Below are 13,543 nucleotides of genomic sequence, written 5' to 3'. Positions count from 1 at the left end.
GACCAGCCGTCCGGATGCCCGGCCGGCGCCCCGGAGTGCACGGTGAGCCCGGGCCCCGCGGGCGGGCCGCCAGGTCGTCCCGTGAGGTCGAGCAGCACGTGCCGGGCCGGACGGAGCAGGGAGAACAGGCTCTCCCCGGAGCCGTCGAAGGCCAGGTCGGGGGCGCGGCTCCCGGTGAGCGGGTGGGCCGCCGGATCCGCCGGCGGGTAGCCGACGGCGAGCCCGGTGACGCGCTCGGCCAGGTGCCTGGAGAAGGCCGGCTGGGTGGCGATCGCCCTGCCGAGCAGCGAGCGCAGGGCGAGGCCGTCCGGCGAGAAGCCGGTCATCAGGGTCACCTGGGCGCGGCTCCCCTCGATGAGATCGGCGCCGACGGGACGCCGCTCGGCCTCGTAGGTGTCCAGCAGATCGCCGCGGGCCCGCCCGCGGACGGTTGCGGCGAGCTTCCAGCCGAGGTTGGCCGCGTCCTGGATGCCCACGTTCATGCCCACGCCCCCGGCCGGGAAGTGCTGGTGAGCCGCGTCCCCGGCGAGGAGCACCCGCCCGCTGCGATAGCGCTCGGCCAGCCGGGTGGCGTTGCCGAAGCGCGAGAGCCACACGGGGTCGCGCATGCCGAAGTCCCGGCCGGCGACGGCGACGGCCCTGGCGCGTACGTCGTCCAGGGTGAGGTCGCCGGGCCAGTCGGCGCGGACGTCCTCGGGCGCGATGCCGACCAGCCGGTGCAGCCCGCCGGGCAGCGGCGCCACCAGCAACGTCCCGTCGCCCCCGAACCTGCTGAATCCGAGCGGCGGCGGGTCGTCGAGAACGGCATCGCAGAGCCAGCCCAGAACGGTGGACGGCGTGCCGGGGAAGCCGATCCCGGCGGCGGCGCGCACGGTGCTCCGGACGCCGTCGCAGCCCACGACGTACGCGGCTTCCAGGTCGTACGGACCGTCAGGCCCCTCGGCTCGCACGTTCACGGACCCCGGGCGCTCGGCGAGCCCGGTGACGCGGTGCCCCCGGCGGATCCGCGCCCCCAGCGTGAGCGCGTGCTGTTCGAGCAGTTCCTCTGTCCGGGCCTGGGGCAGCGCGAGGGTGAACGGGAACGGGGTGTCCAGCACGCGGAAGTCGAGCCGGGTGTCGAGCAGCCCGAAGTGGCCGCCCGGGATGGGCACGCCCTCGGCGAGGAACGGCTGGTGGACGCCGCGCGAGGCCAGGATCTCGATGGTGCGCGGGTGAACGGTGAGCGCCTTGGAGCGGGGGTCGGGCTCCGTGCGCTCCTCGATGACGGTGACGGACACTCCGCCCAGCCGCAGCTCCGCGGCCAGCCAGAGCCCGACCGGACCGCCTCCCGCGATGACGACCTGCTGCTCCATCGTCCCTCCTTGGTCGGTGACCAATTACTGGGAAGCAGTAAACTAGGTCAGTGACCAAGACGCAAGGGAACGACGGCCGGAGCCGGCGGCTCACGCCTGACACCGTGGTCCGCGCGGCGCTGGACCTGCTGGACGAGAAAGGACTGGAGGCGGTCTCCAGCCGGGCGGTCGCCGACCGGCTCGGCGTGCGGATGAACACCGTCCTGTGGCACGTGAAGACCAAGGGCCGCCTGCTCGAACTCATGGCCGACGCCGTCATGGGCGAGATCCCGCTCGACGGCCTGCCCGGTCCCTGGGATGAGCGCGCCCGCGACCTCACCCGCCGCTACCGGCGCGCGCTGCTCGCACACCGGGACGGCGCCGCGCTGGTGATCGGCACCTACCCCGCCGAGCCGCACACGCTCCGCTTCGCCGAGACGCTGGTCGGCACGCTGCTGGAGAGCGGGATGGACGGACGCGAGGCCGCCTGGAACGCCTGGACGATCATCTACTTCACTCTCGGCCTCACCCAGGAGGAGCAGGCGCCCCCGCACGACCTGGACGGGCGGCTGGCCCGGGCGGTCACCCCCGCGTCCCACCCCGCGCTCCACCGGGTCCTCGAACACCTCGGCGGGTCCTTCGACGAGCGCTTCGAGTTCGGCCTGTCCGCGATCCTCCGCACGAGCGGCTGACGGGACGCGCCACTCGCGCGCCCGCCGCCACCGGGAGCCGGCCCGCGAGCGGCGAGGGGCGGGGCTGCGAGAATCTGAGTCATGGCTGCGAAAGACGGCGACGGCTGGGCGGAGTGCGAGCGGGGGCACAGGCACTGGGGAATCCACGGCGCCTCGGGGCTGCTGGCCGTGCACCATGACGAGGCCGGGGTGCCGTACGTGCTGATGCAGAAACGGTCCTGGTGGAGCCACCACGGCGGCACCTGGGGGCTGCCCGGCGGCGCGCGTGACAGCCACGAGGACGCCGTCACGTCAGCGCTGCGCGAGGCGCGCGAGGAAGCCGCCCTGCCCGGCGACGAGCTGCGCGTGCGAGGCGTCTACGTGGACGACCACGGCGGCTGGGCGTTCGAGACCGTGATCGCCGAGGCGCCCGGTCTGCTGGCCGTCGCCCCCGCCAACCGGGAGAGCGCCGAGCTGCGGTGGCTGCCGCTGCCGGAGATCACGGGGAGGAGGCTGCATCCGGGATTCGCCGAGACGTGGGGCACGATCCAGCCGGAGCTGACCCCCGAGACGCTGGTGCTGGACGTGGCCAACATCGTGGGCGCCCGCGCCGAGCACGGCTGGTGGCGCGACCGGCTGGGGGCGGCGACGCGGCTGCTGGAGGACGTGGCAGGGCTCCGCCTGACGCATCCGGTGCTCGCGCAGTGGTATCCGCGGATCGTCGCGGTCGTGGAGGGCGCCGCCAAGAGGGTCCCCGACGTGCCCGGCATCCAGGTCGTCGCCGCGACCGGCAGCGGCGACGACGCGATCACGGAGGTCGTGCGGCGGGCGCGCCCCTGGGAGCGGGTGCTGGTGGTGACGGCCGACCGGGGGCTGAAGGAGCGCGTCACCGGGCTCGGGGCCGAGACCGCGGGGCCGCGGTGGCTGCTCTCCCAGCTCGACGGCTAGCCAGCACGCCCCGGCCGGGTCACCGTCCGGTGCACGCGAACACCGCTGGACGTACACCCGTGCCATCGCAGCCGCTATGGTGGTGTGCGCACTGGAGGGTTCGCATAGTGGACGAGTGCAGCCGCCTTGAAAGCGGCCAGGTCAGCGATGGCCTCGTGGGTTCGAATCCCACACCCTCCGCTCACTCCCGGCCCGCGGCGTGGCCGCCCCCCGAGCCGCCGGCGAAGGCGTCGTCGGCGCTTCCCGCGAAGCCGTCGCCGACCGACGCGGCCAGTTGCAGGTAGGCATCCCTGGTCGCCTCCTGCAGCCGGTCGAGGTCGATCTCGGCGCCCTCCTCCAGATGCGGGTCGTACGGCACGCGGATCACCGCGCGGCACCTGGCCGCGAAGTGGGCCTCCAGCTTCTTGATGTCCACCGCCGACTTCGACCGCGGCCTGACGCTGCACAGCACCACGGTCGCGTCCTTCACCAGGTTGGCGTAGTGGTGGGCCTCCAGCCAGTCGAGCGTCGCCGAGGCCGCCCTGGCGCCGTCCACCGAAGGGGAGCTGACCAGCACGATCTGGTCGGCCAGGCCGAGCACTCCGCCCATGGCCGAGTGGAGCAGTCCGGTGCCGCAGTCGGTGATGCAGATCGAGTAGAAGTTCTCCAGCACCTGGGAGACGGCCTGGTAGTCGGCGCCGCTGAACGCCTCCGACACCGACGGGTCACGGTCGGAGGCGAGCACCTCCAGCCGTGACGGGGCCTGCGAGGTGAACGCCCTGATGTCGACGTACCTCTTGACCTGGTCACGCTCGTTCAGCAGGTCGCGTACGGTCGCCGAGGTCTCCAGCACGAGCTTGTCGGAGAGCGTGCCACGGTCGGGGTTCGCGTCGACCGCGATGACGCGGTCGCCGCGCATCTGGGCGAGCGTGGCGCCGAGGCCGACCGTGGTCGTGGTCTTGCCCACCCCGCCCTTGAGGCTCAGCACCGCCACGCGGTGGTGGCCCGTGGCGACCGGCGTGCGGGCCCTGGCCAGCAGCTCGCGGCGGCGGCGGGCCTCCGGGGGCTCGCCCGGCTTGATCCACCCTCCCGACGCCTTGTAGATCAGGCGGCGCCAGCCCTTGGCCGGCGCGTTGCGGCGGCCGCGCAGCAGCGACTCCGGGTCGAGGCTGTCGGCGGTCGGCCTGCCCGTGACGGGCGGGCGCGGCGACGCGCTGAACACGTGCACCGGCGCGGCGCGGCGGGGCCGCGCGGGAGCGGGCGCCTCCGGCCGGTCGAAGGTCCGCTCGGAGTCGGGGGCGAAGGCCCCGCCGAACGTGTCCGGCTCCCCCGCGACGGGCGGCCGGGACCGGCCGCCGTCCGAGGCCGGGGAGGAGTCCGAGGCCAGGGTGAAGTGCGGGTCCGAGGCCGGGGACAGGTGCGGGTCCGAGGCCGGGGAGAAGTGCGGGTCGGGGGACGGGGACAGGTGCGGGGCCGGGGACAGGCGCAGGTCGGGGGCCTGAGACAGGTGGGGGTCGGCGGCCTGGGACGAGCGGGCGTCGGGAGCCGGGGACGGGCGCCTGTCCGAGGCGCGCTGTGGCGGCGGGGGCACGTCGAACGCGCTCCGCCGCGGCTCCGGCGCCGGGCGCGCCTCGTCGAGCGGGCGCTGACCGTCGGCCGGGCGCGGCTCGTCGAGCGCCTCGGGCGGCCGGGGCCACTCGGGCGGCTCCGGCCACTTGTTCCTCTCCTGCCGCGCCCTCTCTGGCTGGACCCGGTCCGGCCGGAGCGGGTCCGGCGCCACGCCTCCTTGCGGCTCCACCCGAGGCAGCGTGTCCGCCCCGTGATAGGCGCCGGGGAACGACAGCGAGTACGGATCGGTGTCGTCCGGCCTGGGCAGCGGCTTGAGCGGCGCGAGGAACGCGTCGTCGGCACGGCCCGGGCTGTCGGCGCCGCCCAGGCTGTCGCTGCGGCCCAGGCTGTCGCTGCGGCCCAGGCTGTCGCTGCGGCCCAGGCTCTCGGGCGGCCCGTCCGGCGCGGCCTCGTCCTTGGCGGTCGCCGACTCCAGCCACTCGGCCGCCTCGCTCTCCCCGTCGGGGAGCCGCTCCGCGGCCTGCGAGCCGTACACGGAGTCGACCGCGGCGCGGAACAGCGGCGGGGTCGGTGTGTCCTGCTGGGACGGGACCGACAGCCACGGGTCCTTGGGGTACGGCGAGGCGACCGGCTCGTCCGCTGAGGGGGCCGGGGAGCTGACCTGCATAGGAGCCTCTTCGGTCTCCTTGATCGCATCCAGCCAGGCCAGCTGCTCCTCGAGCGATTCTTCGCGATCGTGTCGTGCCACCGTGTTCCCCCTCGGGTGGGTCTAAAGGGGCAGCAAATATCTTGCAGATTAACGGCATGTGTTCTCTTGAACGCAGTCAACCCACAACTTCTTTGCCCAGCTACGGTGGTTGCATGCGAGCGATCGTCATCACCCGTCCCGGCGAACCCGAGGTCCTGGAGTGGCGCGAGGTGCCAGATCCGCGTCCCGACCAGGGGGAAGTCCTCATCGAGGTGACCGCGGCCGGGGTCAACAGGGCGGATGTCCACCAGCGGAGGGGTTTCTACGACCCGCCGCCCGGCGCGCCGCCGTACCCGGGGCTGGAGGTCTCCGGCGTGGTGGCGGAGGTGGGCTCGGACGTCGAGGGGTTCCGGGCCGGTGACGAGGTCTGCGCGCTGATGGCCGGAGGCGGCTACGCCGAGCGGGTGGCCGTGCCGTGGCAGCAGGTGATGCCGGTGCCCGAAGGCGTGTCACTGGTGCGCGCGGCGGCGCTGCCCGAGGTGGCGTGCACGGTGTGGTCCAACGTGTTCATGCTGGCGAGGCTGCGCCGGGGCGAGACGCTGCTGGTCCACGGCGGGGCGAGCGGCATCGGCACGTTCGCGGTCCAGCTGGCCAAGGCGCTCGGCTCGCGGGTGGTGACGACGGCCGGGTCGGCGGCGAAGATCCAGCCTCTCAAGGAGCTGGGCGCCGACGAGGTCGTCAACCATCGCGAGGAGGACTTCACCGAGAAGGCGCGCGCCGACGTGATCCTCGACATCATCGGCGCCAGATACCTGGACGGGAACGTCCGGGTGCTCAACACGGGCGGACGCCTGGTGATCATCGGCTTGCAGGGCGGCGCCCGGGCCGAGCTGGACCTGGGCGCCCTGCTCGCCAAGCGCGCGTCCGTCCACGGCACGACGCTGCGCAACCGCCCCGTCGAGGAGAAGGGCGCGATCGTGCGCAGCGTCGTGGAGAACGTGTGGCCGCTGGTGGGCGCGGGGGCGGTGCGTCCCGTGGTGTACGCGGAAGTGCCGATGTCACAGGCCTCGGAGGCGCACCGGATGTTGGATTCCGGGGAGCACATCGGCAAGATCCTGATAGTACGGTGAGACATATGAATGCTGAGGACAACAACCCCTCCCACATCGTGGTGGTCGGCCCTGACTTCCAGGGGAAGGGCGATAGCGGCGAGGACGAGCGATCGGTCACCAACCTGGTCGAACAGCCCGCCAAGGTGATGCGCATCGGCAGCATGATCAGGCAGCTCCTGGAGGAGGTCCGCGCGGCTCCCCTCGACGAGGCCAGCCGAAAGCGCCTGAAGGAGATCCACGAGTCCTCCATCAAGGAGCTGGAGGACGGTCTGGCGCCGGAGCTGGTCGACGAGTTGGAGCGGCTGTCTCTGCCGTTCACCGACGACAACGGCACGCCGCCGAGCGAGGCCGAGTTGCGCATCGCCCACGCCCAGCTGGTCGGTTGGCTCGAAGGGCTGTTCCACGGCATCCAGACGACGCTGTTCGCGCAGCAGATGGCCGCCCGCGCGCAGCTCGAGCAGATGCGCCGGGCGCTTCCCGGCGTGCCGCACGGCGATGAGCAGCAGCGGTCGGGCCCGTACCTCTGAGACGGCCTGGAGGGCTCTATCCGAAGAGCTCTTCGAGCACTCGCGCGACGCCGTCCTGGTTGTTGGCGGCCGTCACGTGATCGACCGCGGCCAGCACGTCCGGGTGGGCGTTCGCGACCGCGTACGACGTGCCCGCCCAACTCAGCATGGGCAGGTCGTTGGGCATGTCGCCGAACGCCACCACCTGTGACGGCTTGATCTCGTGCCGTCCGGCCAGCACGGCCAGGGCCGTGGCCTTCGTCACGCCGTGCGCGCTCATCTCGATGAGGCCCCTGCCGCTGGAGTGCGTGGCGGTCACCAGATGCCCCACGAGCTCGTGCACGGCCGCGTGGAGGCTGTCGGGGTCCATGCGGGGGTGCAGGGCCAGCAGCTTGGCGCAGGGCCGCGAGGTGAGCGTGCTCGCGCCCACGCGGAGCCCGCCCACGGCCTTGCTGTCCCAGCCGCCGAGGGGGAAATCGGACTCATGCGCAAATCCACCCTCATACTCGACCGAAAATGCGAGCTCCGGCACGTTCGCTCTTAGCTGAGCGACGACTTCGCAGAGCACCTCGGCGGAGATAAGGTGAGATTCAACTATCCTTTCGGTATGTAGATCGTAGATCAACGCTCCGTTAGCACAGATGGCCAAGCCGCGGTGGCGTGTGACTCCCGCCACGCCGCTCATCCATCTGGGTGGTCGTCCGGTCACGAAGACGAGCATGGCTCCCGCCTCCTCGACCTTCGCGAACGCCGCGGCCGTTCGTGGAGAGACGGTTCCGTCGGTGCGCAAGGCGGTGCCGTCGAGGTCGGTGGCCACCAGACGGGGCGAGGGAAGGCTCTGCATAACAGGTTCTAGTTTGCCTGGTGATGCCCCCGACCAGAAATCTTCCGACGGACGGGAACACTGACGCCCCAGAATGGTGTTAGATGTGATGGCGTTGTATTAGCTGATCCCGTAGTGAAAACCAGCATGACTTTGTCTGAGCCACCCCGGGTGCTTGCTGTACGACACACCGGGATCCGCGAGGTGCGGGTCCCATAGATTCACATCCTGAGGGAGAGCTTTTATGGCTCAGGGAACCGTCAAGTGGTTCAACGCCGAGAAGGGCTTCGGCTTCATCGCCCCGGACGGCGGTGCGCCGGACGTGTTCGTGCACTTCTCCGAGATCGTCGGCAACGGCTACCGCAGCCTTGAAGACGGCCAGCGGGTCGAGTTCGAGATCACGCAGGGCCAGAAGGGGCCGCAGGCCTCCCAGGTCCGTGCCATCTGACCTGTAGCAGCGAGTTGGACCGGGGTTCGCTTCCAGCGAACCCCGGTCTTTCGCGTTCGCCCATGATGGTCACAGGTGTGACTCAACTCACGGACAGGGTCGAACCCGCGGGCTCCGCGCGTCATCGACTCGTACATGAGGTACACGTGGTTGTGTCACCCCGTGACCGTGGTCGCGGTCGTCGTCCTTCTCCTCAACGACCACCTGCTCAAGCAGGCTCACCCGGGGTTCGTCACCGGCAAGCTGAGTGACGTCGCGGGGCTCGTCGTGGCGCCGCCCCTGCTGGCGCTGCTCTTCCTCGGACGGGCCGACCTACCGGCCACCCTGCTGACGGGAGCCCTCTTCACGCTCGTCAAGACGGCGGAGACGGGCGCCGAGGCCGCCTCCCACCTCTGGACCCTCGTGGCGGGCCCGTCGCGCGTCCTGGCCGATCCCACGGACCTGCTGGCCCTTCCCGCGCTCGCCCTCGCCTGGTGGGTACGGCGGCGAAGCCTGGAGACGGACGCCCCGCGGTGGCGGCCCCTGGTCGTGGGGCCGCTCGCCCTGCTGGCCGTGGTGGCCACCTCCGCCGCCCCGCCGACGTCTCCCGTCGCCCGTGCCGTCTACGTGGACGGCCCGCGGATCGTCGTCACCACGGGCGAGACGACCGCCCTGGCCTCCGAGGACGGCGGGGTCACCTGGTCCGACTGGCGTTCGGCCCACGGGCGACGGAATCGGCCGCCGCAGACCGCCGCGTGCGTGCCCGGCCTGCCCGAGCGGTGCTACCGGGTGATCGGCGGGCCGGCCGTGGCCGAGTCCGACGACGGCGGGAAGACCTGGCGCTGGTCCTGGAAGCTGTCCGAGCGCGGACGCGACCAGCGGGCCAGGCAGTATCCGGGCGACGACCCGGCCGACCTGCGCGCGCGGTCGCTGGCCGTACAGGTCCGGCCGGGAGGGCACCTCGTGGTCGTCGCCAACGGGTCCGGCGGCATCCTGGTGCGCGAGGTGTCGGGCGAGTGGCGGCTGCTGGGCTGGCCGGACATGAGCGCCGCCGCTCCCATGGATCCGCCGGAGACCGAACGTCCCGGCCGGCCGCCGGAGACCGAACGTCCCGGCGACCTGTTGGAGACCGAACGGACGGTCGCCCTCTTCCTGGCGGTCTCCGTGCTGCTGGGCGCCTTCGGAGCGGGGCTGCGGCGGCTGCACACGGCCTACACGATCTCCGCTGTGCTCGCGTCCGGAGGGCTGCTCTACGCGCTGACCGAAGGGCTGGACGATCGGCGGCTGCTCGTGGGCGGCTCTGTGGGGCTGCTGGCGACCCTGGCGTGCGTCGTCCTCGCCGCCGCGGGCGGCGTCCGGGGCACGGCCGCGCTCGTCGCCCTGGGGTCGGCTCCGCTTGTCTACGGCGCCGTGTACCTGCCCTTCCTCGGCTGGGTGTGGGGCGTGCCCGACTCGTACGGCGTCGCGCTGGGCGCGGCGGTCGTGATGACCCTGGGCGTGGTGGGGGCGGGCGCCGCGCTCCTGAGGCGCGACGCCCGCAGAGCCCTGGGCGAGCCGGACTGCTAGGGCGGGCCGGGCTACTACTTGGGCGGCTCCAGCACGTCCAGGCCCACGTAGGGGCGCAGCGCCTCGGGAACCACCACCGAGCCGTCGGCCCGCTGGTGGTTCTCCAGGATGGCGACGATCCAGCGGGTGGTGGCCAGCGTGCCGTTGAGCGTGGCCACGTGCTGCGGCTTGCCGTCCTTGTCGCGGTAGCGGACGCCGAGCCTGCGCGACTGGAACTCGGTGCAGTTGGAGGTCGAGGTCAGCTCGCGGTAGCGGCCCTGGCTCGGTATCCACGCCTCGCAGTCGAACTTGCGGGCCGCCGACATGCCGAGGTCGCCCGCGGCCGTGTCGATGATCCGGTAGGGGACCTCGATGGCGGACAGCATCTGCTTCTCCCAGGCCAGCAGCCGCCGGTGCTCCTCCCGCGCCTCCTCGGGGCGGCAGTAGGAGAACATCTCCACCTTGTCGAACTGGTGGACGCGGATGATGCCCCTGGTGTCCTTGCCGTACGAGCCGGCCTCGCGCCGGAAGCACGACGACCAGCCCGCGTAGCGCAGCGGAAGCCGGTCGGCGGCGAGGATCTCCTGGGCGTGGTAGCCCGCCAGCGACACCTCCGAGGTGCCGACCAGGTAGAGGTCGTCGTCGGGCAGGCGGTAGATCTCCTTGTCGTGGGCCACGTGGAAGCCCGTGCCCTGCATGGTCTCGGGCTTGACCAGCACCGGAGTGATCATGGGTACGAACCCGTGCTCGATCGCCTGCTGCATGGCCATGTTGAGCAGCCCGAGCTGCAGCCGCGCGCCGGCGCCCTTGAGGAAGAAGAACCGCGAGCCGGACACCTTGGCGCCCCGCTCCATGTCGATCGCGTCGAGCAGCTCGCCGATCTCCAGGTGGTCCTTGGGCGCGAAGCCGAACTCACGCGGCTCGCCGTGCGTCTCCAGCACCACGTAGTCGTCCTCGCCGCCGTGCGGCGCGCCCTCCTCGACGATGTTGGGCACCGTCTGCAGGAGCTCGTCGAGCTCGGCGCCGAGCCGCTCCGCCTCCGCCTCGGCGGCCTTGACCTCGCCCGCGAGCTCCTTGGCCCGGGCCAGCAGCGCCGACTTCTCCTCGCCCTGCGCCTTGGAGACCGTCTTGCCCAGACTCTTCTGCTCGGCGCGCAGGGACTCGAACCTGGTCAGCGCGGAGCGGCGGCGCTCGTCCAGGTCGAGCAGCTTGTCGACGACGGAGTCGTCCTCGCCGCGGGCACGCTGCGATGCCCGGAGCCGGTCGGGGTTCTCACGAAGGGTACGCAGGTCAATCACAAGAAAAGGCTACCGGTGCGCGACCGGTGATGGCCTCCGGATCAGGCCTTCCCGGCGCGGATGCGCGCGAGCCAGTCGGCCGCCTCGGCGAACTCGGGGTCGGACGTGCCCCTCTTGATCTGGGGCGCGACGCCGTCGGCACGCGGGTAGCTGCCGAGGAAGCGCACGTCGCCGCAGATGCGGTGGAGCCCCGAGATGGCCTCGCCGACGCGCGCGTCGGCGACGTGGCCCTCGAAGTCGAAGTGGAAGAAGTAGCGGCCGATGCCGTCGCCCGTGGGCCGCGACTCGATGCGCGTCAGGTTGACGCCGCGCACCGCGAACTCCGTCAGCATCTCCAGCAGCGCGCCCGGGTGGTCGTCGGCCAGGAAGACCACGAGCGTGGTGCGGTCGTAGCCGGTCGGCTCGGGCAGCGGGCCGGGACGGCCCACCCTGACGAACCTGGTCACCGTGTCGGAGCGGTCGCCGATGTCTCCGGCCAGCTCGATCAGCCCGTAGTGCTCGCCGGCGATGCGCGCGCCGATCGCCGCGTCGTACGGCGAGCCCGGCAGCGACACCTCCTGGGCCGCCGCGGCCGTCGAGGGCGCGGCCACCACGACCGCGTCGGGCAGCTCTCGGGAGATGAAGGCGCGGCACTGCGTGATGGCGGCCGGGTGGGTGTAGACCCGCTTGATGTGCGGGATCTCGGTGTCGGGCCGGGCCAGCAGCGAGAACCGCACCGGCAGCAGCAGCTCGGCGGTGATCAGCAGCGGCTCGCCCCAGGCGAACTCGTCGAGGGTCGTGGTGATCGCGCCCTCGACGGAGTTTTCCAGCGGAACCACGGCGCCGTCGGCCTCGCCGCCGCGCGCGGCGGCGAGAGCGGCGGTGACGTTGGCGCAGGGAAGGCGCTCGGCGTCGGGCTCCAGGAGCCGCAGGGCCTCCTCGGTGAAGGTGCCCTGTGGTCCTAGGTAGGCGAGTCTGGGCATGGATACAGAGTATCCGCAGGTTGTCGCGGTGCGCGCGCCTTTGTCACCAAGGGGCCCAGACCGAGCCGGGCCGCGCGCACGGCCTCCTCCTCTTCGGGCGCCAGTGGATGCTCGCCCCGGCCGCTCGTCACGGCCCGCACGTAGGTGCGGGTCTCGGAACGGCCGTTGATGGAGGTCAGCACGATGCCGTCGCCCAGTGCGTTGATCATCGCGACGGAGAACGACAGCCGGCCGGTCATCTCTTCGAGCGCGTCGTAACGGCAGACGGCCACGTCGCGGATGGCCTTGAGGTCGCCGGCGCCGCTCGCCGCGCGGGCCAGCAATATGCGGCAGTCGTCGATCTCGGCTCTCGCCCGCCTGAGCGCCAGCAGGCCGATGAGCGCGGCGCAGCATCCGGCGAGCGCGCACATCCATACGGCAATCAGCACGCTACAGAGCGTAATGCCCGGCCTTGGGGCGGGGAACGCTTTCGTCACGCCGTTTCGGGAGCCAGTGCGCCAGCAGCCAGACGAGGGCCAGCGCGCCCAGCCCGTAGCCGTTCTGGACGATCTTGCCGAGCACGAGGCTGACGACGGGGATGTCCGCGGCCTTCAGCGACACCCCCCACCAGGGGATCGGCACCATGTAGTAGAGCCACACCCCCGCGGCCACCCGCAGCCTGACCGGGTCGCGCCCGTCGCCCACGACGGCGCCCAGCACCACGGCGATCCAGGCCAGGTGGTGGATCCACGCGACCGGCGACAGCAGCACCGCCATCAGCCCGACCAGCGCGGTCGCGGTGATCGTGTCGTGCGCCCGGTACGCGTCGCGGGCCCCGCGGAAGCCGTACCAGGCGACCGCCGCCACCAGGGCCAGCCAGAGCACCGACGTCAGCGTGTCAGGCAGGTAGAGGCGCATGAGCATGCCGCGGATGGACTGGTTGGTGGTGGCGGTGTTCGCGCCGACCCGCTGGGGATCGAGCAGCGCCGAGAACCAGAAGCCGGCGGCGTCGCGCGGGATCACCGCGAACGGCAGCAGCGTGAGCAGCGCCGCCGTGAACGCCGCCATGGAGAAGGTCCGCCACTGCCGCGTCACCAGCAGGTAGACCAGGAAGACGCCGGGGGTGAGCTTCACCGCGGTCGCCAGCCCGATCAGGAACCCCCGCGGCCACCACGGCCGCCTCGCGGCGCAGTCGGCCAGGCACAGCGCCACGAGCAGGATGTCCACCTGCCCGAACCTGACCTGGTCGCGGATCGGCATCAGGTACACGCACGCCACCATCAGGAACGCGAACACCCACGGCGCGTGCCTGCGCACCGCCTCGCCGCGCAGCGCCTCACGGAACGAGAAGCCCACGGTCACGGCGAGGGCCACGAAGATCCCGGCCGTCCACACCCACTGGGCGGTGTCCCACGACATCTTCGCGAGGAGCGTGGCGAGCATCGCCGCGATCGGCGGGTAGGTGAAGGGGAGCAACTGGGGCGCGGGCGTGACGAACTCGTAGACCGGGCGGCCGTCGAGCAGCATCTGCCCTCCGGTGCGGTAGACGTCGAGGTCGACGAGGCGCTGGTCGTCGGGGTTCGTCAGCCAGTGCTGGACCAGCGGGGCCACGGCCGCCGCGACGACCAGCACCGCGAGCGCCCACGCCCACCATCGCCGCCGGAACGACGGCACCACGCCACCTGTCACGGTGTGGCACGTTACC

Annotated in this window: 13 protein-coding genes and 1 tRNA gene; 7 read left to right on the top strand and 7 right to left on the bottom strand. The window is 72.1% G+C overall.

Going from position 1 to position 13,543, the window contains the following annotated elements; translation table 11 throughout:
* A partial coding sequence (locus tag DAT37_RS12330) for an FAD-dependent monooxygenase (protein ID WP_109524906.1) occupies positions 1-1,352 on the bottom strand: 1,352 nt, incomplete at its 3' end.
* Positions 1,353-1,402: 50 nt separating this feature from the next.
* Here DAT37_RS12330 and DAT37_RS12325 point away from each other — a divergent pair.
* From DAT37_RS12325 to DAT37_RS12315, 3 genes are all read left to right on the top strand, one after another.
* A complete protein-coding gene (locus DAT37_RS12325; protein ID WP_198654217.1) occupies positions 1,403-2,023 on the top strand; it encodes a TetR/AcrR family transcriptional regulator C-terminal domain-containing protein in 621 nt (206 codons plus the stop codon).
* A gap of 81 nt (positions 2,024-2,104) precedes the next feature.
* Positions 2,105-2,950, top strand: a complete 846-nt coding sequence (locus DAT37_RS12320; RefSeq protein ID WP_109524904.1) for an NUDIX hydrolase — start codon at positions 2,105-2,107, stop codon at positions 2,948-2,950.
* 93 nt (positions 2,951-3,043) lie between these two features.
* Positions 3,044-3,130 (top strand) — tRNA-Ser (locus tag DAT37_RS12315).
* A 1-nt stretch (position 3,131) separates the two neighbouring features.
* Here DAT37_RS12315 and DAT37_RS45415 read toward each other — a convergent pair.
* Positions 3,132-5,246: a MinD/ParA family ATP-binding protein gene (locus DAT37_RS45415; RefSeq protein ID WP_232839703.1), complete on the bottom strand. Its 2,115-nt coding sequence runs from the start codon at positions 5,244-5,246 to the stop codon at positions 3,132-3,134.
* A gap of 113 nt (positions 5,247-5,359) precedes the next feature.
* Between DAT37_RS45415 and DAT37_RS12305 the strand changes: the two genes are divergently transcribed.
* Together DAT37_RS12305 and DAT37_RS12300 are read left to right on the top strand one after the other, a co-directional pair.
* Positions 5,360-6,316: an NAD(P)H-quinone oxidoreductase gene (locus DAT37_RS12305; RefSeq protein WP_109524903.1), complete on the top strand. Its 957-nt coding sequence runs from the start codon at positions 5,360-5,362 to the stop codon at positions 6,314-6,316.
* A 5-nt stretch (positions 6,317-6,321) separates the two neighbouring features.
* Positions 6,322-6,825: a bacterial proteasome activator family protein gene (locus DAT37_RS12300; protein WP_109524902.1), complete on the top strand. Its 504-nt coding sequence runs from the start codon at positions 6,322-6,324 to the stop codon at positions 6,823-6,825.
* A gap of 16 nt (positions 6,826-6,841) precedes the next feature.
* Here the strand turns inward: DAT37_RS12300 and DAT37_RS12295 are convergent, their stop codons facing one another.
* Positions 6,842-7,621, bottom strand: coding sequence for an HAD family hydrolase (locus DAT37_RS12295; RefSeq protein WP_198654216.1), 780 nt, complete (start codon positions 7,619-7,621; stop codon positions 6,842-6,844).
* Between the two features lie 250 nt (positions 7,622-7,871).
* Here DAT37_RS12295 and DAT37_RS12290 point away from each other — a divergent pair, with 250 nt between their 5' ends.
* Both DAT37_RS12290 and DAT37_RS12285 read left to right on the top strand, forming a co-directional pair.
* Positions 7,872-8,075, top strand: a complete 204-nt coding sequence (locus DAT37_RS12290) for a cold-shock protein (RefSeq protein WP_043619750.1) — start codon at positions 7,872-7,874, stop codon at positions 8,073-8,075.
* A 135-nt stretch (positions 8,076-8,210) separates the two neighbouring features.
* On the top strand, positions 8,211-9,620 hold the full coding sequence (locus tag DAT37_RS12285) for a beta propeller repeat protein (RefSeq protein WP_157978453.1): 1,410 nt from the start codon (positions 8,211-8,213) through the stop codon (positions 9,618-9,620).
* Between the two features lie 14 nt (positions 9,621-9,634).
* Here DAT37_RS12285 and serS read toward each other — a convergent pair whose 3' ends face one another.
* The 4 genes from serS to DAT37_RS12265 all read right to left on the bottom strand — a co-directional run.
* Positions 9,635-10,897, bottom strand: coding sequence for a serine--tRNA ligase (gene serS / locus DAT37_RS12280; protein ID WP_109524899.1), 1,263 nt, complete (start codon positions 10,895-10,897; stop codon positions 9,635-9,637).
* 41 nt (positions 10,898-10,938) lie between these two features.
* Positions 10,939-11,859, bottom strand: a complete 921-nt coding sequence (pheA, locus tag DAT37_RS12275; protein ID WP_109524898.1) for a prephenate dehydratase — start codon at positions 11,857-11,859, stop codon at positions 10,939-10,941.
* Positions 11,838-12,287 (bottom strand): DUF4446 family protein, encoded by a 450-nt coding sequence (locus DAT37_RS12270; RefSeq protein ID WP_198654215.1) that lies wholly within the window; start codon positions 12,285-12,287, stop codon positions 11,838-11,840. The genes pheA and DAT37_RS12270 overlap by 22 nt, the downstream gene beginning before the upstream one ends.
* A 1-nt stretch (position 12,288) precedes the next feature.
* A partial coding sequence (locus DAT37_RS12265) for a glycosyltransferase 87 family protein (protein ID WP_232839702.1) occupies positions 12,289-13,543 on the bottom strand: 1,255 nt, incomplete at its 5' end.

The sequence above is a fragment of the Nocardia aurea genome (genome assembly GCF_003123685.1).
Taxonomy (GTDB): domain Bacteria; phylum Actinomycetota; class Actinomycetes; order Mycobacteriales; family Mycobacteriaceae; genus Nocardia; species Nocardia aurea.
Note: the sequence above shows the minus strand (reverse complement) of the source record. Positions and strands in the feature narration are given on the sequence as shown.

Bases quoted from the DNA above. Each gene is read 5' to 3' on its own strand.
- DAT37_RS12320 (WP_109524904.1), top strand. From the start codon at position 2,105: ATGGCTGCGAAAGACGGCGACGGCTGGGCGGAGTGCGAGCGGGGGCAC.
- DAT37_RS12285 (WP_157978453.1), top strand. From the start codon at position 8,211: ATGAGGTACACGTGGTTGTGTCACCCCGTGACCGTGGTCGCGGTCGTC.
- DAT37_RS12290 (WP_043619750.1), top strand. From the start codon at position 7,872: ATGGCTCAGGGAACCGTCAAGTGGTTCAACGCCGAGAAGGGCTTCGGC.
- DAT37_RS12305 (WP_109524903.1), top strand. From the start codon at position 5,360: ATGCGAGCGATCGTCATCACCCGTCCCGGCGAACCCGAGGTCCTGGAG.
- pheA (WP_109524898.1), bottom strand. From the start codon at position 11,859: ATGCCCAGACTCGCCTACCTAGGACCACAGGGCACCTTCACCGAGGAG.
- DAT37_RS12300 (WP_109524902.1), top strand. From the start codon at position 6,322: ATGAATGCTGAGGACAACAACCCCTCCCACATCGTGGTGGTCGGCCCT.